Origin of the sequence: Telmatospirillum sp. J64-1 (assembly GCF_006980715.1) — a bacterium.
Taxonomy (GTDB): Bacteria; Pseudomonadota; Alphaproteobacteria; order Rhodospirillales; family Magnetospirillaceae; genus Oleiliquidispirillum; species Oleiliquidispirillum nitrogeniifigens.
Genome location: NZ_SBHN01000002.1, coordinates 1 through 21,367, shown reverse-complemented (window position 1 = coordinate 21,367; position 21,367 = coordinate 1). Strand labels below are relative to the sequence as shown.

Below are 21,367 nucleotides of genomic sequence, written 5' to 3'. Positions count from 1 at the left end.
ACTTCACGGCGCCGGGTAAAGGCTGTCCGTCCATCCGGCGAGGCGATAGACGATCAGTCCCCGCCATTCGCGCAAGGCCTCGGAGAGGTCGTGCAGCCCGTGCAGCGGCGCGAAGACGGGCGCCCTTTCCCTGCCGGTGGTGCGGTAATCGACGGGATAAGGGATGACCGGCCAACCGGCGGCGCGGAAGACGCCCACGGACCGGGGCATATGGCTGGCCGAGGTCACCAGCAGCCAGTTTTCTCCCGGCTTCGGCCGCATCATCTCCAGGGTGAAGAGGGCGTTCTCCCGCGTGTTGCGCGATTCGCCTTCGAACAGGATGCGTTCCGGCGGCAGGCCGATGGCCGCGAAGACCTCGGCGGCGGCATCAACTTCCTTGACATCCTGGTGCAGCAGGCGGCCGGAGCCCCCGGTGAAAACGATCCGCGCCTCGGGATAGCGGCGGGCGAGGTCGGGCACGACCAGCATCCTTTCCGCCGCCGCCGTCACCGCCATCTGTCCACGCGCCGCGCGGACCACCTGATCCACTCCACCGCCGAGGACGAGAATGCCGTCCAGTCTCTCCGGCAGGTCCGGCGGCGGGAAACGCTCTTCGAGACCGGCATTGATCCAGGCCCCGACCGGCAGGCTGGCAACAGCCAGCCAGAAAAGGGCGACGAAGGCGACGAGCCCCCGCCCCCATCGCCGGAAGCGGGTAAAGCATAATCCGGCTCCCGCCATCAGCAACAGCATAAGTATTGAGACTGGGTCGGTCAGGGGACCGGCGAGCTTGGTGAAAATAAACATGCCAGCCTCTTACCTCGACTGTCTTTTGCGTACAACCCTTGCACAAAAGGCTAAAGCATCACCACATGATTCATGGTCGCGGACCGACAGTGAAAGGACGGAGACTTGCCTTTTGCCGGAACGGTGATGCTGATGGCCCTTGGGGTTTTGCTGGCGGCCTTGATGCTGGCGGCAATCCTGGCCTGGAGACGCGCTGAAACCGCACGCCAGGCCGCCCTGCAGGAATTGAACTTGCGGAACACCGAATGCCGCGCCATCCGCCACGACCATGACAGGCTGCGCGCCGTCCTTGACGCCTCGCCGGTGCCCATCTGCTATGTCGACCGCAATCTCAATGTCCAGGCCGGCAACAGCCGTTGCGCCGAATGGCGCGGCATCGCGCTGGAGGACCTGGAAGGCTGCCCCCTGGACACGCTGCTGCCCAACCCCTTGATGGAGGCCGTGCGCGCCCGGCTCGGCTCCGTGTTCACCGGCCATTCGGTGCGCATGGACAGCCCCTGCCCCGGCGATCTGGCGGAGTACATGGTTGCCGTCACCATGACCCCGCATCGCGATACCGACGGCGCGGTGACCGGTTTCTCCATGACCTTCGAGGACATGAGCGAATTGCAGCGCGTCGAAAGCGAGCTGCGCCATCACCGGGCGACGGCCCGGGCGATTCTCGACGCCGCCGTGGACGGTGTGGTGACCATCGACGAGAACGGCATCATCGAGGATTTCAACCGTGCCGCCGAAGCCATCTTCGGCTACCAGGATTGGGAAGTGGTGGGCAAGAATGTCAGCATCCTGATGCCCGAACCCTATCGCAGCGCCCATGACGACTATATCCGCCACTACCTCGCCACCGGCGAGGCGCGCATCATCGGCAGCGGGCGCGAAGTCAGGGGGCGGCGCAGGGACGGCACCACCTTCCCCATGGACCTGGCCGTCGGCGAAAGCCGCGTCGGCGGGCGGCGCCTGTTCGCCGGCATCGTCCGCGACATCACCGAGCGCAAGCGCACCGAGGACCGCCTGCGCAGCAGCGAGGAACGCTTCCGCCTGCTGGTCGAGGGCGTCACCGATTATGCCATCACCGTCCTCGACACCCAGGGCCATATCACGAGCTGGAATGTCGGGGCGGAACGGCTGTATGGCTGGCAGGCTGGCGATATCCTGGGACGCCATTTCTCCTGCTTCTATCCCGAGGATGCGATGAAGGCGGGAGAACCGGCCCGTACCCTGTCGATCGTCCAGCAATTCGGCCGTTTCGAGGAGGAAGGCTTCCGCCTGCGCAAGGACGGAAATTGCTTTTGGGCGCATGTGGCGCTTTCCCCCCTGCGAGACGAAAGCGGGCGGCTGCGCGCCTATGTGCAGGTGGCCCGCGACATGACGCAGCACAAACGCGCCGAGGAGGATTTGCGCCGGGCCAAGGAGGAAGCCGAGCGGGCCAATCTCGCCAAGTCGCATTTCCTGGCGGCGGCCAGCCACGACCTGCGCCAGCCCGTCCAGGCCCTGGTCTTCTTCACCAGCGCCCTGTCACTCAAGATCAGCGATCCCCAGGCGCGCAGCGTGCTGGCCGACCTGGAACGGTCGGTCGAGGCGCTGAACATGCTGCTCGATTCCCTGCTCGATATCTCGCGCCTGGATGCCGGACTGGTCACGCCGAAATACACCGATTTCTCCATTTCGACGGTGATCGAGCGCATGGAGGCGGATTTCCGTCCCGCCGCCCAGGACCGGGGGCTGGAATTCCGCGTCGTTCCCTCCTCCATGATCGTGCGCAGCGATCCGGCCCTGCTCAGCCGCATCGTCCAGAACCTGGTCGCCAATGCCGTCCGCTATACCCAGCGCGGACGCATCCTTGTCGGCTGCCGCCGCCGGGGCAAGGTCCTCAGTATCGAGGTTTGGGATACCGGCATCGGCATCGAGAACAGCCGTCTCGACGAAATCTTCGAGGAATTCACCCAGATCGGCAATCCGGAACGGGACCGCAGCCAGGGCCTCGGCCTGGGGCTGGCGATCGTCAAGCGTCTGGCCAACCTGATGGGCCACAAGATCGAGGTACGCTCGGTGCCGGGCCGGGGCTCGGTCTTCTCCATCCAGGTCGGACTGGGGGAAACACGTTCCCAGGCCAATCCCATGCGCGGCCTGCTCGGCCAGACGCCAGCGGTACCAGACGCCAAGGAACTGGTGGTGATCATCGACGACGAGGCGACGATCCTGAAAGGCCTGCGCCTAGTTCTGGAAAGCTGGGGCTATGAAGTCCTGGCGGCCTCATCCGAGGACGAGGCACTGGCCCTGCTCGCCGGCTTGGACCGCCGCCCCAGCGCCATCCTGGCGGATTACCGCCTGCGCGAAGGCCGCACGGGAACCCAGGCCATCCGCCATATCCGCGACCTGTTCCACGCGCCGATTCCCAGCATCATCATCACCGGCGACACCGCGCCCGAACGCCTGCGCGAAGCCGAGGCCAGCGGCCTGCGCATCCTACACAAGCCCATCCAGCCGCCCGAACTCCACCTGCTGCTGAACCAGACGCTGCGAACCAACAACAACACCGTCCATTGACGGCACCGCCGCTTCGGTCTTGCCGCCATCGCCGGAACCGGGTATCAAACCAACGCCTGCTTTGCTGGATGGGTGGCCGAGTGGTTTAAGGCAGCGGTCTTGAAAACCGCCGTGGGTGCAAGCCCACCGTGGGTTCGAATCCCACCCCATCCGCCAATCGCCGCCGATTGCCGCACAAATTGGCCGGTCATTTCTCTTATTATCAAGCGGAAAGCGCCTTACAGCGCGGTTTCCCTACGGACGGAGGTTCTCGCATGCTCTATCAAGGGCATAGCTCCATGCGTACAACCGCCGATAATCCGCTAAAGTGACCTTCGCGGTCTCCCGCGTTCAGAATGAGATTGCTAATATCGGCCGCTCTAAACAGTGCGAATCCGTGTCTTTTTCGTCTGGACGAGAGATCAGATTCGCAATAGGAATTCTATAGGGAAGAGGATATAAGAGGTCGACACGACTGATACTATCCTCCAACTTCCTCACAGCGGCAAAATGCACAAGGGGGCGATGATGGAGGCTGCAGGACGACAGACGCGACATAGGGTCGTTGGCCTATTAATTTATGCCGCTTTGCTGGGGGTAGTCCAGTATTCGGTGGTCACGACGGGCTTTACGCCCAACGAGAACGCCATCTGGCTGTATAGCGGATTCGCCAGTCTCCTGTTCGGCAGTCGCCTTCTCAATCCGCACTTTACGCCCCCGGCGGATGCGGCCACGAACGCATTCATGGCGCTCGCAGCGCTGATAGCAGGGTCACTCGGCGTTGCGCCAGACAGCGCCGACTCCACATTACTGTGGAGCGTCATAGCGCTTTGCACCGCGATCTGCATTGTGTCGGTCCTAGTCCTGCTCATCAGGCCCCCGGTTGGCGCGGAAACCCGCCGCATCGTTCGGCTTGCGGACAAGGCGGTTCGTAGCCTGGGAAGCCCGGTAGTGATCTTCACGATCGTCATCTTGCTGTGCGTCTGGCTCTTTCACCGAACGCGCGCGGACGAAGTTGCGGTTATTCTCAGCGCCTGGGCTGTGATCGTCGTGCTACGACCGGTGGAATCGGTCCTCGGCTTCGTCGACTGGGCCAGAGAACAATGGGGCGTGGTAAGAGCCGATCAGGTTATCGGCGCAATAGCAGCTTATCAGTCGCCTGGAATCGTTCTGGTGCGACAGCTTGGCGATAACAGCGTGCCACGCGGTACACCGATGGTGGTCGCCGACAATAACGGACCGTGGATGCTGGGCATCGCGCTGAACTATGTCGGGCGCGACGAAGGCAATCTACTTCGTGTACTAACCGTGCGGCTGCCGGAAGGCCTAAAAAGCCGTATCAGCAAGCTGCCAGAGACAAGGGGCACAGGTATTGCGCTTGCCCTATCTGCCACGCCCGAAGAACTGGCTGACGTGCCAGCAATCCAATGGATCAATCGTCTGTGCGGCGTTGTCGTCAGCGACTCAAATCTCGACTACGTGCTGTTTGAGGTGACGGAAGACAGGGGCCTTGCGGAGGGGCGGCTGGTGGAAACCCGCGTTGGCGACCATCACGTAATTTTCCAGATCATCGACGGATTGACGCGCGAAGACATTGTCCAGCAGAAAAACACCTACGGCTATGCACGGGCCAAGGCCCGGAAGATTGGTCGATGGGACGCGGATGCCGGAAAATTCATGCCTGTGAAATGGCTGCCCCGGATCAATACGCCCGTCTTCCTGCTCGAATCCGACCAGCATGTCATCTCTCCCAGAGCAGTCGGACATTTCCCAAGCACGAGTTTCGGCGTTGGCCTGAATATCTCGGACGCGGTGACGCATAACACTGCAATCCTCGGCATTCTCGGCATTGGCAAGAGCTACCTGTCGATCGAGTTGGTCGAGCGGATGATCGCCGACGGAATAAAGGTAATCTGCCTCGATTTGACGGACCAGTACGCCAAGCTGCTGAGCGAGTTCTTGGATGACGCCCATGAAAAGCAGCTGGATGACGAACTGCAAAAGGCTGGCGGTCGAGGCAAAGCCGAACTGAACCGCGAGGAAGGCGGTACTATTAATCAATTTTCGCAGAAGCTCGCGGAACAGCTACGCGCGTTCGTTGTCGAGGATGGCCGCAATCTGCGCGTTTTGAATCCCGCAGCGTTCGATGTGTGGAGGCAAACGGGCTTCAAGGACTACAAGACTGGCGACGCATCTATGGCGCCCTTAACGCCCACCGAAATAACAGCGATCATATCAGATGCCGCCCTAACGGTGTGCCAGGAACTCGGCATGATCGACCAGGCGCGGGTCTGCCTCGTCTACGAAGAAGCACATTCACTTGTCCCTGAATGGAACTCGGTGGTTGCAGAAGGAGATAAGGCGGCAACGGCGCGGAGCGCGCGGGCGATCCTGCAAGGACGCAAATACGGTCTCGGCTGTCTGCTCATCACGCAGCGCACGGCCAATGTGACCAAGACGATCCTCAATCAATGCAACACAATCTTCGCTATGAGAACCTTCGACGATACGGGAAAGGAATTCCTGTCCAACTACATCGGCCGCGACTATGCAAGCATACTTCCCAGTCTCGAAGCGCGACATGCCGTAATTTTTGGTAAGGCGTCGTCCTGCGAGAATCCAGTCCTCGTGCGACTGAATGATCGCCAACCTTTCCTCAACGCGTTCCGCGCGGCGCAAGAACTTCTTGCTGCAGAAATTCAAGAAGCGCTGGAACCTGATGTACAGGAAAATCAAACCGACGGCCAAGTTTCTTTCTAAGCCGAATGCTCTCTAGGGTTGTTATTGCATGCAGATTGAGTAGGTTAAAAGTGGGATACGCAGGGTAGGCAGTCATGGCTTTCAAGCTCGCTGCTTCAGCACTTGAGGAAGCAATCAAGCATCTATGCAAATACGATTACCCTAATGTGTTCCCACATTTTCCGGAGCTTGCGCTCTTTCGGGATGAACGCGCAGCCATTGTGACCGAACTAAAAGGCTTGACCTTGATTTCTTTAACCCATCTGGGGCGTTCGAGGTTCTTGCGCCAAAGAGCCCTTTCGGCTTCCGAATACTCATCAGTTGAGCACTGTAGACATGGTCTTGCTCCTCCTTGAGCGTCTCGTGCCGTATAAGTGCCGATCTGCCAGTTGGAACCGCCATGCCACAACTTACCATCCGAAGCGCCGAACCTTTCGACCAAACACGCGTCGTCGAACTTTGGCGTGACTGCGGTCTTGTCGCGAGCTACAACGATCCGAATACAGACTTCCGGTTCGCAAAGGATGGAACCTGTTCCGACGTTCTTGTCGGCGAGGATAAAAACGGCCGAGTTGTCGCAAGTGTTATGGTCGGGCACGATGGTCATCGCGGCTGGCTCTACTACGTCGCCACCGATCCTTGGTCTCAAGGTCTTGGTTTCGGGCGACAAATGGTTGAGGCTGGGGAGGCATGGCTTCGTGATCGGGGCGTTGTAAAGGTCCAGCTTCTGGTGCGCGAGACGAATACCAAGGTCGTGTCGTTCTATGAGCATCTGGGCTTCGAGGTCGCGCCCCGGACCGTCATGGCAAAATGGCTGATTGAACCGTCCGAATGACTGGCCACAACACCGGTTTCCTAAACATTCTGCGCATTTGATTGTCCGGCTGCTATCGCCCCATTTTCATCTTTCGATGTTGCAGCCACGACCGCACAAGCGGACATGATCCTTCTCTCAGACTTTCGAGTCGCATAGCGCCGTTGGGTAAGAAGAGCGGAGCGGGCCCGCTCTTCCTGCCGCCAAAATTGGGATAATCACGCTTTGGCGTAGCCAGTGGGCAATTTGACGATGACGTCGAAAATCCACGTGAACAGGAACGTGTAGACCAGGAAGAAGAGGAGGATTGCCACTTCCATCTTCGCGGCTTCCCATAGCCCAACCCCATACCAGAGCATGTAGAGCGGTATGATCAAAAGAAACAAACCCGCTTCGAACCCGAACGCGTGACCCGCGCGGACCCACACTGTTCGCTCCGTTACTCCTCGCCACCGCTCCCAGGTCTCAAAAAGCAAGTTGTACGTGTAGTTCCACGCAACTGCGATCAGCGACACGGCTGCCGCTACGGGAAGTGAGCCTTTCGCGTCGCCTCCGGCCATCGACATCAGCAGAACCGTCGACAGCGCAATCGCGAAGACTTCGAAGGTCAGCACATAGACGATACGCCGCGTGAGCGGTTTCAGAGAGATCATTTCCTCGACTCCACGGGCCTCCACGGCCCTTGCTTGAAGAGCCGGTCCGTCCCGGTCGTTTTGGAAACACTGGCGCTCAAGCGCCTTGCGCGGCTACGGTTTCTGCCTGCGCGAAGCGAAGTATACGGGCTGCAATGGGAACATCAACCTTCTCATTCATATTCCCATAGTGCTTTGAACCTTATCTCTCCCGCGCAGAGTCAGCTTGTGACGTTTTCTGACCGCCGATTTCACGGCCTTCCTGTTGAGCGACGCGGCCAGCTGGATCACCGGCCAGGTGGTGCAGGTGGCCGGTGGGCATGCCCTGTGAAGGAAGAGGACAGCCACCTTCCCCCTGCTTTCCGGTATCAACGGCCGGTGTGACAAAGGCGCGGGAAAGTGCTATGGGATTGGGCTGGAACAAAGGCCGTCCTGCCGCCAAGCGACGCGAAAGACAGACTTTCCGTCTTCCCGCTGAATAATCCAAAGGTATTGCAAAGCGTCTCCTTGCCAACAAGGAATGGACGTGGCCTATAGTGCGGCCATATCATCAAGAACGAGAGGGGGCGGAGCAATCTGCCTCTTCTTTGCGCATTCTTTTTGCATGCCTCCCAGACGTTCAAAGTGAGGAAAAAGCGACAATGTCTTCTGCTGCCTCGGATCCCGCAATTCTCCGGCGCGACACGATCATCATGGGGCTTGTCGGACTGGCGCATTTCTGCAGCCACTTTTTCCAACTCAGCTTCGCCCCGATGATCCCTCTGCTGCGCGAGGATTTCGGGGTCAGCTATGTCGTGCTGGGGTCGGTGATCACCACCTTCTACTTCACCTCGGGCATCGCCCAGGCGTTTGCGGGGATTCTGGTGGACCGCTGGGGGGCGCGGCCCTTGATGATCGCCGGGGTGGCGATCATGGCAAGCTGCATCGCACTGGCCGGTCTGGTCACCGAATTGTGGATGCTCTATCCCTTGATGATCCTGGCGGGCCTCGGTAACAGCGTTTTCCATCCCGCCGACCTGTCGCTTCTTTCAAGCCGCATCAGCCCCATCCGCCTGGGGCGTGCCTATAGCGTCCATGCCCTGTCCGGCACGCTGGGCTATGCCATGGCGCCCATCGTCGTCGGCGCCCTGGCCTATTACGGCGGCTGGCGCTTCGCTTTGATCAGTGCGGGCCTGCTGGGCTGGCTGGCGGTGCTGCTGCTGCTCCGCTATGGCCGGCACCTCAAGGACGAGGCCGTCCCCGCCGGGGAACGCCAGACTAGCGAGGTCAAGCATTTCTCCTATGGCCGTCTGCTGCGGACCCCGGCCATCGTGCTGGCCTTCGCCTATTTCATCCTGACCGGCATGTCCGGCACCGGTTTCCAGACCTTCTCGACCTCCTCGCTGGTGGAGTTCTACGACATCACGGTCAAGACCGCGACCTTCGCCCTGACCGCCTTCCTGGTCTGCTCGGCGGTGGGCATCCTGTTGGGTGGCATCATCGCCGACAAGACCACCCGCCATGCCCGGGTCGCCGCCTTCGGGCTGGCCGCAGCCGGGGCCTCCATGGCCGTGATCGCGACGGGAATGCTGCCCTACGCCCTGGTCCTGGTGGTGGTCGGCATCGCCGGGCTGTGCCAGGGAATGACCGCACCCTCGCGCGATATCCTGGTGAAGTCGGCCACGCCCCCCGGCTCCGCCGGCAAGGTCTTCGGCTTCGTCTATTCCGGTCTGGATGCAGGATCGACCCTGTCGCCGCTGATCTTCGCCGCCATCCTCGACCATGGCAGCTACCAGCTTTTCTTCGCCGCCATGGCCGCCATCTTCACCATGATGATCTTCTCCGTCCTGTCGGTCGCCAAACCGAAGAGGGCGGTACAATCCTCCCAAGTCTCATGAGGCGCTGCCTCATGCAGCAGGCACAGGCGGGAGAGAATTCTCCCGCACTGCCACATAAGTCCTGATTTCCTTTTCTCCCCCTGGGACCTCTATTTCCTCGGCATATCAACCCAGAGGAGCGGAATGACGAATTTCCGCTCCTGATTATTCTTCTCGGCTTGGCCCCTCTTTTGGGCTATGTCATCTTTCTTTTTTTTGCCGCCTGAGAGGGGGCGGTAATGGCCGGAACAAGCCAGAAGCCAGGGAGAAACGAAGTGCAGAAGAAGATGATCATGGGCGGCCTGTTCGGGGCCATGGTGGCGCTGACCGCCGGTGCCTCGCAAGCCTGGGCCGAGACCCGCGTGGTGCTGAAGTCGGCCACGTCCAGCTCCTCCTACTACGTCATGATGGTGCAGGTGGCCGAGGCCTTGCAGAAGGCGTCGGACGGCAAGATCAGGGCGACCGTCGAGGAAAGCCAGGGATCGGTCCAGAACCTCAAGGAAGCCGCCAAGCGGCCCGGCAATTTCGTCTTCACCACGCCGCCCAACCTGCTGCAGGACGCTCTCGCCGGCAACAAGCCCTTCGAAGGCGAAAGCGGCTACGACCAGGTCCGCGCCCTGTTCGTGGTGCCGCCGATCACGGTGCATTTCGTGGTACGCGAGGATTCCGGCATCGACGACATCACCCAACTGGCGGGCAAGACCTTCATCGCCGGCGGCAAGGGCACCTTCTGCGAAGGCCGCACCAGCAAGATTTTCAGCATCCTCGACATCGCCGATAAGGTGAAGACCGTGGACAGCGAACTGGCCGCGGCCTCCAACGCGCTGCGCAACCGCCGCATCGATGGCTATGCCACCTGCAGCTCCCACCCCACCCCGGCGGTCCAGGAACTGGCGACCTCGATGTCGCTGAAGATCCTGCCCTTCACGCCGGAACAACTTGCGAAGGTGGTCGCGGAAGACCCAGCCTCGGGCCCGGTGACCATCGATCCCGGCACCTATCGCGGCATGGACGAGCCGATCCAGACCGTCGGCATGCCTGTCGGCGCCTTCGGCACCACCCGCATGGACGACGACACCGCCTATGCCATCACCAAGGCTTTCTGGGAACAGCGCGACCAGATGGCCCAGTCCAGCCCCTGGTGGAATGCGGTGAAGCCGGAACTGGTCGCTTCGCTGCGCGCCGAGATCCATCCCGGTGCCGCCCGCTATTATCGTGAAATCGGCGTCGATCTTCCGGCGGCGAACTGAATAGAACTGGGTGATTTGATTCAATGACCGTTACCAGTGCCGGCCCCGGGGCGTCCCGCCCCGGCGGTCAGGGTTTGGGCGATGCCGTCTCCGCCAATTGGCGTGAGACGGCGATTCTGCTCCTTGGCCTCATCACCGTCGGTTTCCACGTTCATGTGGTCTTTTCCGGCCTCATCCCCAACCTGATCACCCGCCCCGGCCATCTGGCGGTGGCGCTGCCCTGGATCTTCGTGGTCGGCGTCGCCGGCTCGCTGGGCTATCGGCTGGTCAGCTATCTGCTCTGCGCCATCGGCCTGGCGGGCTGCGGCTACATCATGCTGAACCGCCCGATGCTGGTGGACCAGTATGGGGCCCTGGACGGCTGGTTTCAGTATGTGGTGGCCATCGCCCTGATCCTGGTGGTGCTGGAAATGGCCCGCCGCGCCATCCAGCCGGTATTGCCGGCGGTGGCGCTGCTGGTCCTGATGTATGGCATCTTCGGTCAGCACCTGCCCGCCTCGATCGGCCATGCCGGAATTCCCATGGATTATTTCCTGGGAACGCTGGTCATCGCCGAGGGCGGCCTGTGGGGCTCGCTGACCGGGATCTCCATCGACCTGATCGTGCCCTTCCTGATCCTCGGCGCCATCGTCAGCGCGGGCGAGGCCGGCAAGGGCTTCATGTCCCTGGCGACCCAGCTGGCCGGGCGCTTCCGCGCCGGTTCGGCCAAGGTCTCGGTCCTGGCCTCGGCCATGTACGGCACCATTTCCGGTTCGGCCTCGGCCAATGTGGCCTCGACTGGCGCCATCACCATTCCGGCCATGATCCGGCTGAAATACCCCGCCCCCTTCGCCGCTTCGGTGGAAGCCGTGGCCTCCACGGGCGGCCAGATCATGCCGCCGGTCATGGGGGCGGGCGTGTTCATCATGGCCGAGCTGCTGCGCGTGCCCTATACGGAACTGATGGTCGCCTCCATCCTGCCGGGCGTCCTGTTCTTCCTGGCGGCCTGGGCCGGGGTGCATTTCTTCGCCCTGCGCTACGGCCTCGGTGCCCTCGATCCCCGCGACCTGCCGGGCTGGGCGCTGGTCGGCCGCACCACGCCCTTCTTCCTGCTGCCCTTCGTCATCCTGATCTGGATGCTGTTCGGCAGCGACTACTCGCCCGGCTACATCGCCCTGATCGCCGCCGGGGTCTCGCTGGTCCTGCTGGCGGCCGACGACCGGCTGCGCATCTCGCTGGGCCTGTTCTGGCAGCGCGCCCGCGTCGCCCTGATCGATGCCTCGCGCCAGATCGCCATGATCGCCGCCATCATCATCTGCGCCGGCATCATCACCGGCGTGTTCCACGCCACCGGCCTTGGCGTCAAGATCACCTCGCTGATCATCGGCATTTCCGGCGGGCAGCTGTGGCTGGCGCTGCTGCTGACGGCGGCGGCCTGCATCATCCTGGGGATGGAGTTGCCGACCACGGCGGCCTATCTGATCTGCATTTCCGTGGCCGGACCGGCACTGATCCAGATGGGACTGCCCGAACTGCATGCCCATCTCTTCGTGTTCTGGTACGCCCTGCTCTGCACCATCACGCCCCCCGTCTGCGGCAATGTCTTCATCGCCGCCAGCATCGCCCGCACGCCCTGGATGCCGGTATCGCTGTCGGCCATGCGGATCGGCCTGGGCCTGTTCATCATTCCGGTCGGTTTCGTTGCCAATCCGGCATTGCTGACCCTGGCCACCGATCCGGCCATGGCGCTGCTGGCTGCGGCGAAGCTGGGGCTGGGGCTGATCCTGCTCAGCTATGCCACCATCTGCGGTGCCGTCAATCCGGTCCGGGCCTTCCTGCTGGGTGTCGTCGGCGTCGCCGTCATCTTCCTGTTCGGCGTGGGGGCCTGATCTCTTCTCGTCTCGCACAACGCCCGGCCAAGCATCCCCTTGGCCGGGCGTTGTTATGATCTGTTCTCGAACGTTCTGTGCAATCCGGCTCTGGTCGAATCTACCTCCCCTTCCCATCTCTCTGCGGTCAGGCAGCAGAAAACCAGAATGCACCTTTCTGAGAACGAAGACGTTCCACGCCGCGAACCGGCCTCCACCATCCTGGCCGAGCTGGCTCGCGACTGGCCCGAAGAGAAGATCACTCTGGGCGACCTGACGGACGCCCTGGGCGACCGCGCCTATGCGCTGCTCTTGCTGGCCCTGGCCCTGCCCAATATGGTCCCGATCCCGGTTCCGGGCATTTCCAGCATCTTCGGCCCGCCCTTGATGATCGTCGCCGCGCAATTGGCCTGGGGACGGCCCTATCCCTGGCTGCCGGGCTGGCTGAGCCGGCGCAGCATCCGTCGTGACGACTTCCGCCGCATAATGGCACGCATCCTGCCACGCCTGGTCCAGGGGGAACGTTATCTGCGGCCCCGCCTGTGCAGCCTGACCTCGCCCGTCGCCGAACGCCTGCTGGGCCTCCTCTGCGTCGTGCTGGGCGTCTCCATTAGCCTTCCCATTCCCTTCGGCAATTTCCTGCCTGCCCTGGCGGTGGTGGTTCTCGCTTTGGGACTGGTGGAACGCGATGGCGTGTTCATCTCCGTCGCGCTGACCATCTCGGCCATCGCCGCCGCCATCGTCGCCGGTGTCTTCTTCGTCGGGATCGAGGCGGCCATGTTCCTGGTCACGGAGCTGTGGAGTTGACCGGCCTGCACCCTCGGGAATAGCATGGCCGCCAGCACTGAATGCGTATAGCAGCCATGACCGTGATGCCGGACTCCAGCAGGAACACGCCTTATCCGCCGCCCAATCCGGTGCCGCCTTTCCTTGCCCAGCCCCTTGAAATCGACGCTGCCGAGCAAGACGGGGATACAGCGCCGGGAACGGCCAAGCGCGGCTTCCTCGCCCGGACGGGGACCGTCCTGGCCGCGATGGTTGTCGTTTTGTTCCTTGGCGGCACCCTCTTCGGGATCGGCCTGTATGGCTCTCCTGCCTCCTCCGACCCCGGAGCGGGAGCGGAAATGCAGGTGGCGGAATCCATGCCCATGCCGCCGCCTTTGCCGCCTCTCTCCGAGCCCGTCGCCGAGGAGGCTCCCCCCGCGTCCGCACCGGCCACGCCCGACTCATCGGAGCCCCCGCCGCCCGCCGCCGAACGGCCGGCCGATGCGGGCAGCCATGTGATCCGCGTCGGCGTCTTCTCCCGGCAGGAGATTGCCGCGGATTGGGCTGGACGGATGGAGAAGGAGGGATTGCCGGTACTGCTGGAGAAACGCCAGGGCAAGGAACGCGACCTCAGCTTCCTGTTCGCCGGTCCCTTTGCCGACGAGGCCGCCGCCAAGGCGGCCCTGCCCCGCGTGATCTCGGCCACCGGCGCCAAGGACGCCCATGTCGCCCCGCGCTGAGGGAAAATTCCCTCAGAAATGCGATAGATAGCCCCCGTCGACGGCCAGGGTCTGCCCGGTCACATAGGACGCCGCCGCCGAAGCGAGGAAGACCACCGCCCCGGCGATTTCCTCCGGATGGCCCCAGCGCTGGAGCGAAGTGCGTTTCTCCAGCCAAGCCGCGATTTCAGCATTGGCAACCATCTCGGCATTGGCTTCGGTGGCGAAGAAGCCCGGAGCCACGGCATTGACGGTAATTCCCATAGGTCCCAATTCCGCCGCCAGGGCCCGCGTCAAGGCATCCAGCCCACCTTTCGCGGCGGTATAGGCAGGATCGCCCGCCCGTGCGATGGGACCGGCGATGGAAGTGACATTGATGATTCGCCCGCTACCCTGCGGCGCCATCAGCGCCGCCGCCCGCCGCGAAAGGTGAAGCGGCGCGACAAGGTCCACGTCCAGCAGGTGGCGCAGGGACGCAAGATCCAACTCGGCCAGGCTACGCCGGTCGCGTAAAGCGGCATTGTTGACCAGGATATCCAGGCCTCCTCGGCTCTCTCCGATCTCGGCGAAGGCCCGCGCCACCTCGTCTTCCTTGGCGATGTCGAAGCAAAGAGGCTGTGCGTTCCCCCCTTGTTCCCGCAAGATCCGTACCGCGTGGTCCAGCTTGTCCGGGTCGCGGCCATTGACCAGCACCTGGGCACCGGCCGCCGCCAGGGCGCGGGCCATCTCGAAGCCCAGCCCCTGCCCGCCTCCGGTCACCAAGGCGATCTTGCCCTCCAGTGAAAAAGCCTTGGTCATTTCTTTTGCCCGTCGGCCTTCCGATCGCCTGCCAGTGCCAGGATGCGTTCCGCGATGGCCTGGCGCTTGGCGCTGTCGAAGGGCTCCATTCCCATCATGTCGAGAAGCATCAATCCCTCCACGGCCAGCCACAGGATATGGGCCATGTCCGGATCGTCGCTCTCTTCCGCGAAATCCGCCAACTGGCATTGCTGGACCGTGCGGCAGGGATCGAGCAGACGGGGATTTTCGGCAATCGCCGCCAACATGCTGGCGGCGGCCTTGCGGTCCACCGCCGGGGCATAAAGCCGCGCCTTCAAGGCGGCGCGCAAGGCGAGATTCGGACCGGGCTCCAGGCTTTCCCGCGCTTTCTGTTCGAGTTCCGCGGTCTGTTCGAGGAACTGATCGACCATCCCCCGCAGCAATTCTTCCTTGGTCGGGAAGTTGTAGAGCAGCCCTCCCTTGCTGACTCCGGCCCGTTCCGCCACGGCATCGAGCGTCAGGCGCGCCGTGCCGACCTCGGCGGCGATCTCGGCCGCTGCCTCCAGAACCTTTTGCCGTGAACTCGGGCGTCCGCGTCGAACTGTCTTGTTTTCACTCTTTAGCATTATCGTCTCCTGACGCTGGACATTACCGTCTAGACGGTACATATATTCGGCTGCAGCAGCAGTCAATCACCCTCTTGCCCCGATTCGGCTGATGCACGGCTGTCACACGAAAGATCCCGGTTATGATCAAACGTTTTATCATCGCGACCCTCCTTGTCGCCATCGTCTGTGGTGGCTTGGTCGGTTTCAATCTCTTCCGCGACCAGGCGATTGCCGATTTCTTCGCCAATCGCCCCGAACAGGAGGTGGTGATCACGGCGAGCGAGGCCGCGGCCGGCGCATGGCGGCCCGGGATCGAGGCTGTGGGCACCGCCAAGGCTTCGAGCGGCGTGGAAGTGCCGGTCGAGGCGGCGGGCGTGGTACGGGAAATCCTGTTCCAGGCCAACAGCCGTGTCAGCAAGGGCCAGGTGCTGGTGCGCCTGAGCGACGAGGTGGACCGTGCCGAACTGGCCGCCCTGCGGTCGCGCCTCCAGACCAGCGAAGCCCAGTTGATGCGTGTGCGCGAGTTGCAGGAACGCGGCGTCTCCACCCAGGCCGCCTATGACGAAGCCTTGACGCAAGTCGATACCGCCCGCTCCAGCCTGGCGCGGCTTGAGGCGGTCATCGGACAGAAATCCATCGAGGCTCCCTTCGACGGCGTTATCGGCATTCCGCGCCTGGACATCGGCAGCTATGTGCAGCCCGGCGCCCTGGTGGCGACCTTGCAGGACCTGGACGTGATGCGGGTGGACTTCACCGTGCCCGAACAGCTTGCCGGCAGCCTGCGCATCGGCCAGACCGCCAGCTTCGGCTCCGGAACCGGCAAGATGGACTATCGCGGCCATATCATCGGCATCGAGCCGCGCGTGGATCCGCAGACCCGCCTCGTCGCGGTGCGGGCTGAGTTGGACAACCGCGAGGGCACTTTGCTCCCCGGCCAGTTCGTCCATGTGCGCGTCGACCTGCCCGAGGAACCGAACGTGGTCACCCTGCCGCAGACCGCCGTCGTGCCCAGCCTCTATGGCGACTACGTCTATATCGTCGAGGAATCCGGTGAAGGCGAGGCCAAGCGTCTGCGTGCCCGCCAAGCCTTCGTCAAGCCCGGACGCCGCAACGGCGACCAGATCGAAATCGTCAGCGGCCTGCAGCCCGGCCAGATGGTCGTCACCTCGGGCCAGAACAAGCTATCGAACAACGTGCCGGTGAAGATCGACAATCGCATCGACCCTGCCCGTCTCGCCAGCATCCAGTAAGGCGCCCGCCCATGTCCTTCACGGAACTTTTCATCCGGCGGCCGGTTCTTTCCATCGTGGTCAGCCTGTTGATCCTGCTGCTGGGGCTGCAAGGCATCTCCAGCATGCAGGTCCGGCAATATCCCGAGGTGGATGAGACCGTCATCACCATCACCACCGCCTATCCCGGCGCCAGCGCCGACCTGATCCAGGGCTTCATCACCGATCCCCTGGCCAAGGCCGCCGCCACCGCCGAAGGGGTGGATTACGTCACGTCGCAAAGCGCGCAGAGCCTGAGCACGGTCTCGGTCCACATGCGCCTGAACACCGACCCCGACAAGGCGTTGACCGAGGTCATCTCCAAGACCCAGCAGGTCCGCCGCCAGTTGCCCAGCGAGTCCGAGGACCCCATCGTGCAGAAGGGCACGGGGCAGACCTTCGCCTTGATGTATCTGGCCTTCACGAGCGACCAGATGACCGGCGAACAGGTCACCGAATACCTGACCCGTGTCATCCAGCCGCGTCTGTCCACCATCGAAGGCGTGGCCGATGCCCAGCTGCTGGGCGCGAAGACCTTCGCCATGCGCGTCTGGATCGATCCCATCCGCCTGGCCTCGCGCAACGTCACCGCCGCCGAAGTGACGGCGGCGATTCAGAGCAGCAACTTCCTGGCCGCGCCCGGCAAGACGGAAAACAGCCTCTTCGCCTATTCGGTCGAGACGAATACCACGCTGCAGACGCCGGAAAGCTTCGGCGAATTGCCGATCCGCACCAATGGCGACGAAGTCGTCCGCCTGCGCGACGTCGCGCGCGTCGAGCTGGGCAGCGAAACCGATGACATGCGGGTGAGCTTCGACGGCCAGGAAGGCACCTTCATCGGCATCTATTCCACGCCCTCGGCCAATCCGCTGGACACGGCGGCGGCGGTCCAGCAGGCCCTGCCGCAGATCCAGGCGGAACTGCCTCAGGGCATGAATGCCAGCATCGTCTACGATTCCACCACCTTCATCGATGCGTCGATCCACGAGGTCTTCAAGACCATCGGCGAGGCGGTGGTGATCGTCATCCTGGTGATCCTGCTCTTCCTGGGCTCCTTCCGCTCGGTCGTCATCCCCATCGTGACCATTCCGCTGTCGCTGATCGGGGTGTGTTTCTTCCTGTTCCTGCTGGGCTATTCGCTCAATACCCTGACCCTGCTGGCGATGGTGCTAGCGATCGGTCTGGTGGTCGACGATGCCATCGTCGTGGTCGAGAACATCCACCGCCATATCGAGGAAGGCTTGTCGCCGATCCAGGCGGCCATCACCGGCATGAAGGAAATCTTCGGTCCGGTGGTCGCCATGACCGTCACCCTGGCGGCGGTCTATGCCCCGATCGGCTTCATCCAGGGCCTGACCGGCGCCCTGTTCCGCGAATTCGCCTTCACCCTGGCCGGGGCCGTGGTGATCTCGGGGATCATCGCCGTGACGCTGTCGCCGATGATGTCCTCGCGCCTGCTCAAGCCCCACAAGGCAGGAACGGGCGGCTTCGCCCGCCGGGTCGATGCCGTCTTCGAGCGCCTCAGCAACTGGTACAGCCGCCGCCTGGCCGGCAGCCTGAATTATCGCCCGGTCCTGTTCTTCATCGTCGCGGCCATGCTGGCGACCACGGTCTTCCTGTTCATGAAGACCTCCTCGGAACTGGCTCCGCAAGAGGACCAAGGCGCATTGTTCGCGATGGTGACGGCGCCCAGCTATGCCACCTCGGACTACACCCAGGCCTTCGTCGAGGATTTCGGCAAGGTTACCGCCGACATCCCGGAAGTCGAAACCGCCTTCTCGATCGTCGGCATGGGTGGCAACACCAATTCCGGCATCGCCATCTGGAAATTCCTGCCCTGGGGCGAGCGCGACCGCAATGCCCAGGAGATGCAGGAAGACATCCAAAGCCGCATCGACACGGTGGCGGGCGTCCAGGCCTTCGTCTTCTCGCCCCCTTCCCTGCCCGGTTCGGGCGGCGGCCTGCCGGTGCAGATGGTGGTGCGCTCGACCGCCAGCCCCGAGCGCGTCTATGAAGTGGCCGAGGAGATCAAGGCCAAGGCGCTGGCCAGCGGCCGCTTCATCGTGGTGCAGAACGGCCTGTCCTATGAGACGCCGCGCGCCCGCGTCGTCATCGACCGCGACCGCGCCAATGCCCTGGGCGTGCGGATCAGCGATATCGGCACCACGCTGAACGTTCTGCTCAGCAACGCCGCCGTCTCGAAATTCGACCGCGACAACCGCAGCTACGACATCATCCCCCAGGTCGAGCACCAGGACCGGCTGAACCCGGAAAGCCTGAACCGCTTCCATGTCCGCGGCAGCGGCGACACCATGATCCCGCTGTCCTCGGTGGTGCGGATCGAAACCAGTGCCGCCCCGGCCGCCGTGCATCAGTTCAACCAGTTGAACTCGGCCACCCTGTCGGCCCTGCCGCTGCCCGGCGTGACCCTGATGGACGGCCTGGACGTGATGCGCGACATCGCCGAGCAGACGATGCCCGACGGCTTCTTCCTCGACTATGCCGGTGAATCCCGCCTGGCGGTCCAGGAGGGCAATTCCATCGCCATGGCCTTCGGCCTCGCCATCATCGTGATCTATCTGGTCCTGGCCGCCCAGTTCGAGAGCTTCCGCGATCCCTTCATCATCATGATGTCGGTGCCGCTGTCGATCTTCGGCGCCATGATCCCGCTCAATCTCGGCGTGGCGACGCTGAACATCTACACCCAGGTCGGCCTGATCACGCTGATCGGCCTGATCACCAAACACGGCATCCTGATGGTGGAATTCGCCAATCAGCTGCGCGAGGAGAAAGGCTTGTCGCGGCGTGCCGCCATCGAGGAATCGGCCAAGGTGCGCCTGCGCCCGATCCTGATGACCACGGCGGCCATGGTCCTGGGCGTCTCGCCCCTGCTGATCGCCGAAGGGGCCGGGGCCGGAGCCCGCTTCTCCATCGGCCTGGTGATCGCCTCGGGCCTGTCCATCGGCACGCTCTTCACCCTCTTCGTGGTGCCGATGTTCTATACCATGATCGCCAAGCCCGACCCCAAGGAGCAGGAGGCATCTCCTGCCCTGCCTGACGGGGCCGCCGCCAAGGCATGACAAAAAAGGCTCCAGGATCGCTCCTGGAGCCTTTTTTCATGAGCCTTCTTTCTCTCAAGGCCGCTCGTCGAAGAGATCCCGCCGCATCTGTCCCAGGAAATCGCGCAAGCGCCGGTCTTCCGGCCCTTGCAGGTTGCGCACCCAGCCGCTGACATGGGACAGGACCTGATCGCGGCTGCAGAAGACGGCCATGGCATCGACACGGTCCGGCTGGCTTTGCGGCTGGGTGCGGATGCGCCCTTCGCAAAGCTGGGCCGGCGAGGCATCGGTGGCCGGAAAGAAGACCAGGATGGCGCGCAGATCGGGGGCCGAGACGGCCTGTTCCACGTCGCGCGTGAAGGTGATCCGGCGGGGTCCCACGGCACCGGCGAAGTTCCGGAAGATCCAATCCTCCCTCTCCGCCCCGCCGCCGAAAGGCGCATTGTGGACTTCCAGCAGCATCGGGCCGTGTCCGGCGACATATTCGAAATGGCTGTAGGCTGCCGGGGAACGGGCCGCGCCGGGATTGGTCACCGGTCCATCGCAGGCCGTCGGCAGCAGGGCGGCGGCGGCAGCCACCAGTCGCTTGAACATTCCTTCTCCCTCGAAGATCGGCGGGAGCGCCGAACGAGCGTCCCGGGCCAGACAATGTCAGCCTGCCGCGGGCCAGGCGCAAGCCCCTGTCTTCGTCATTCGCCCGCCCTCCGGAGAAGGGAAGCGCGGGAGGTCGAGCCCGGGTTCAGCCGAAGCGCCCGCAGGCCCTTTCGCAATCCGCCTGCCTGACCGCAGACTTCTCCACCTGCGACAACAGATCGTAAGTTGCCGCCAAGTCGGAAAGAACCGGCGCCGCCGGCGGATGATCAAGAGCGATGGCACGCAAAGTGCGGGCCAGATCGGTTAGCTGACCGGGCGAGAGAGTTAACCTGTGCCCCATATGTCTTCTCCTCTTGGACATAGGCCTGTCGAAGAGTTTTTCACGGCTACTCATCCGCGTCTACGACGACATCATGCCTATGGATCATCTCTTTCAAGACCAAGGAGACATCGGGAATGTGGCGCAATTAGGACCGCAAGTGGAAAGACGCTGACTGCGCTGCGCCAGATGCGGAAGGATAAGGCAAAAGAAACGGGGGGAGCCAGCAAGCTCCCCCCGCGTCATGGTTCCGGCTAGGCCGCTGGATCAGGCGATGCCCATCCAGTGGTCGACATAGTCGGCGAGGTCGTTGGCGTCGACGCCCTCGATGGTGGCCAGGGTGTCGCCGGCACGGCCGGTTCCGGTGACGTCGACCTTGACCAGGGTGTTGTTGCCCTGCTGAACCAGCGAGACATAATCGCCGTCGGCCTTGGCGTTGAGGCTCTTCATCAGCGGCCGCAGGTCGAGCATGTCGGCGCCCACCTGGAAGTTCTTGATGACATCGCCCCGGTCGACGATCGAGGTGTAGACGAAGATGTCCGCCCCCGGGCCCGAATAAATGGTATCGGCCCCGGCACCGCCGGTGATGATGTTGTTGCCGCCGACGGCATGGATGACGTCCTTGCCGTTGCTGCCGTTGATGATGTTGTCCAGCTCGTTGCCGTGCACCGTGCCAGAGCGGCCCATGTTGAGGTTCTCGACATTGGCCGGCAGGCGGTAGTCGGCCCAGGTCTCGACGGTGTCGATGCCTTCGCCGGGCTTCTCGATGATGACGTCGTCGGACTGGCTGATGACGTAGAAGTCATCGCCCTTGCCGCCGATGGCG

Annotated in this window: 17 protein-coding genes and 1 tRNA gene; 12 read left to right on the top strand and 6 right to left on the bottom strand. The window is 63.0% G+C overall.

Annotated elements, in window-relative coordinates; translation table 11 throughout:
* Window positions 1-3: 3 nt before the first annotated feature.
* Window positions 4-786, bottom strand: coding sequence for a YdcF family protein (locus EPD66_RS02330; protein ID WP_142846873.1), 783 nt, complete (start codon window positions 784-786; stop codon window positions 4-6).
* Between the two features lie 105 nt (window positions 787-891).
* On the opposite strand from EPD66_RS02330, the gene EPD66_RS02325 reads away from it, so the two are divergent.
* From EPD66_RS02325 to EPD66_RS02305, 5 genes are all read left to right on the top strand, one after another.
* Window positions 892-3,333: a PAS domain S-box protein gene (locus tag EPD66_RS02325; RefSeq protein WP_142846872.1), complete on the top strand. Its 2,442-nt coding sequence runs from the start codon at window positions 892-894 to the stop codon at window positions 3,331-3,333.
* A gap of 66 nt (window positions 3,334-3,399) precedes the next feature.
* A tRNA-Ser gene (locus EPD66_RS02320) sits at window positions 3,400-3,489 on the top strand.
* A 348-nt stretch (window positions 3,490-3,837) separates the two neighbouring features.
* Window positions 3,838-6,072, top strand: a complete 2,235-nt coding sequence (locus EPD66_RS02315; protein WP_185961213.1) for a helicase HerA domain-containing protein — start codon at window positions 3,838-3,840, stop codon at window positions 6,070-6,072.
* Window positions 6,073-6,146: 74 nt separating this feature from the next.
* Window positions 6,147-6,407, top strand: a complete 261-nt coding sequence (locus EPD66_RS02310) for a hypothetical protein (protein ID WP_142846870.1) — start codon at window positions 6,147-6,149, stop codon at window positions 6,405-6,407.
* Between the two features lie 44 nt (window positions 6,408-6,451).
* Window positions 6,452-6,886 (top strand): GNAT family acetyltransferase, encoded by a 435-nt coding sequence (locus EPD66_RS02305; RefSeq protein WP_142846869.1) that lies wholly within the window; start codon window positions 6,452-6,454, stop codon window positions 6,884-6,886.
* 197 nt (window positions 6,887-7,083) lie between these two features.
* Here EPD66_RS02305 and EPD66_RS02300 read toward each other — a convergent pair whose 3' ends face one another.
* Window positions 7,084-7,518, bottom strand: a complete 435-nt coding sequence (locus tag EPD66_RS02300; RefSeq protein WP_185961212.1) for a PACE efflux transporter — start codon at window positions 7,516-7,518, stop codon at window positions 7,084-7,086.
* Window positions 7,519-8,138: 620 nt separating this feature from the next.
* Between EPD66_RS02300 and EPD66_RS02290 the strand changes: the two genes are divergently transcribed.
* The 5 genes from EPD66_RS02290 (at window position 8,139) to EPD66_RS02270 (ending at window position 13,955) form a co-directional block, all read left to right on the top strand.
* Window positions 8,139-9,374 (top strand): MFS transporter, encoded by a 1,236-nt coding sequence (locus EPD66_RS02290; RefSeq protein ID WP_142846868.1) that lies wholly within the window; start codon window positions 8,139-8,141, stop codon window positions 9,372-9,374.
* A 254-nt stretch (window positions 9,375-9,628) separates the two neighbouring features.
* Complete coding sequence (locus EPD66_RS02285) at window positions 9,629-10,603, top strand: TAXI family TRAP transporter solute-binding subunit (protein WP_255448335.1); 975 nt, start codon at window positions 9,629-9,631, stop codon at window positions 10,601-10,603.
* 23 nt (window positions 10,604-10,626) lie between these two features.
* Entirely contained in the window at window positions 10,627-12,471 is a 1,845-nt protein-coding gene (locus EPD66_RS02280; RefSeq protein ID WP_142846867.1) for a TRAP transporter fused permease subunit, read from the top strand.
* A gap of 147 nt (window positions 12,472-12,618) precedes the next feature.
* Entirely contained in the window at window positions 12,619-13,257 is a 639-nt protein-coding gene (locus EPD66_RS02275; RefSeq protein WP_142846866.1) for an exopolysaccharide biosynthesis protein, read from the top strand.
* A 41-nt stretch (window positions 13,258-13,298) separates the two neighbouring features.
* Entirely contained in the window at window positions 13,299-13,955 is a 657-nt protein-coding gene (locus EPD66_RS02270) for an SPOR domain-containing protein (RefSeq protein ID WP_142846865.1), read from the top strand.
* Between the two features lie 12 nt (window positions 13,956-13,967).
* On the opposite strand, the gene EPD66_RS02265 is transcribed toward EPD66_RS02270, so the two are convergent.
* The gene (locus EPD66_RS02265; RefSeq protein ID WP_142846864.1) at window positions 13,968-14,732 is read right to left on the bottom strand and encodes an SDR family oxidoreductase; all 765 of its coding nucleotides are present in this window, start codon (window positions 14,730-14,732) and stop codon (window positions 13,968-13,970) included.
* Window positions 14,729-15,319 carry a TetR/AcrR family transcriptional regulator gene (locus EPD66_RS02260; RefSeq protein ID WP_142846863.1) on the bottom strand — a complete coding sequence of 197 codons (591 nt, stop codon included), beginning with the start codon at window positions 15,317-15,319 and terminating at the stop codon, window positions 14,729-14,731. Before EPD66_RS02260 ends, EPD66_RS02265 begins: the two co-directional genes overlap by 4 nt.
* A 122-nt stretch (window positions 15,320-15,441) precedes the next feature.
* On the opposite strand from EPD66_RS02260, the gene EPD66_RS02255 reads away from it, so the two are divergent.
* Together EPD66_RS02255 and EPD66_RS02250 are read left to right on the top strand one after the other, a co-directional pair.
* Complete coding sequence (locus tag EPD66_RS02255) at window positions 15,442-16,551, top strand: efflux RND transporter periplasmic adaptor subunit (protein WP_142846862.1); 1,110 nt, start codon at window positions 15,442-15,444, stop codon at window positions 16,549-16,551.
* 11 nt (window positions 16,552-16,562) lie between these two features.
* Entirely contained in the window at window positions 16,563-19,649 is a 3,087-nt protein-coding gene (locus tag EPD66_RS02250) for an efflux RND transporter permease subunit (protein WP_142846861.1), read from the top strand.
* 54 nt (window positions 19,650-19,703) lie between these two features.
* On the opposite strand, the gene EPD66_RS02245 is transcribed toward EPD66_RS02250, so the two are convergent.
* Together EPD66_RS02245 and EPD66_RS02240 are read right to left on the bottom strand one after the other, a co-directional pair.
* Entirely contained in the window at window positions 19,704-20,222 is a 519-nt protein-coding gene (locus tag EPD66_RS02245) for a hypothetical protein (RefSeq protein ID WP_142846860.1), read from the bottom strand.
* A 586-nt stretch (window positions 20,223-20,808) separates the two neighbouring features.
* Window positions 20,809-21,367: type I secretion C-terminal target domain-containing protein (locus tag EPD66_RS02240; RefSeq protein WP_142846859.1), on the bottom strand; the 559-nt coding region annotated here is incomplete at its 5' end.

What these genes read in the sequence shown, in the direction of transcription:
- EPD66_RS02330 (WP_142846873.1), bottom strand. Translation starts at nt 786, where the DNA reads ATGTTTATTTTCACCAAGCTCGCCGGTCCCCTGACCGACCCAGTCTCA.
- EPD66_RS02315 (WP_185961213.1), top strand. Translation starts at nt 3,838, where the DNA reads ATGATGGAGGCTGCAGGACGACAGACGCGACATAGGGTCGTTGGCCTA.
- EPD66_RS02310 (WP_142846870.1), top strand. Translation starts at nt 6,147, where the DNA reads ATGGCTTTCAAGCTCGCTGCTTCAGCACTTGAGGAAGCAATCAAGCAT.
- EPD66_RS02305 (WP_142846869.1), top strand. Translation starts at nt 6,452, where the DNA reads ATGCCACAACTTACCATCCGAAGCGCCGAACCTTTCGACCAAACACGC.
- EPD66_RS02300 (WP_185961212.1), bottom strand. Translation starts at nt 7,518, where the DNA reads ATGATCTCTCTGAAACCGCTCACGCGGCGTATCGTCTATGTGCTGACC.
- EPD66_RS02290 (WP_142846868.1), top strand. Translation starts at nt 8,139, where the DNA reads ATGTCTTCTGCTGCCTCGGATCCCGCAATTCTCCGGCGCGACACGATC.
- EPD66_RS02280 (WP_142846867.1), top strand. Translation starts at nt 10,627, where the DNA reads ATGACCGTTACCAGTGCCGGCCCCGGGGCGTCCCGCCCCGGCGGTCAG.
- EPD66_RS02275 (WP_142846866.1), top strand. Translation starts at nt 12,619, where the DNA reads ATGCACCTTTCTGAGAACGAAGACGTTCCACGCCGCGAACCGGCCTCC.
- EPD66_RS02270 (WP_142846865.1), top strand. Translation starts at nt 13,299, where the DNA reads ATGCGTATAGCAGCCATGACCGTGATGCCGGACTCCAGCAGGAACACG.
- EPD66_RS02265 (WP_142846864.1), bottom strand. Translation starts at nt 14,732, where the DNA reads ATGACCAAGGCTTTTTCACTGGAGGGCAAGATCGCCTTGGTGACCGGA.
- EPD66_RS02260 (WP_142846863.1), bottom strand. Translation starts at nt 15,319, where the DNA reads ATGCTAAAGAGTGAAAACAAGACAGTTCGACGCGGACGCCCGAGTTCA.
- EPD66_RS02255 (WP_142846862.1), top strand. Translation starts at nt 15,442, where the DNA reads ATGATCAAACGTTTTATCATCGCGACCCTCCTTGTCGCCATCGTCTGT.
- EPD66_RS02250 (WP_142846861.1), top strand. Translation starts at nt 16,563, where the DNA reads ATGTCCTTCACGGAACTTTTCATCCGGCGGCCGGTTCTTTCCATCGTG.
- EPD66_RS02245 (WP_142846860.1), bottom strand. Translation starts at nt 20,222, where the DNA reads ATGTTCAAGCGACTGGTGGCTGCCGCCGCCGCCCTGCTGCCGACGGCC.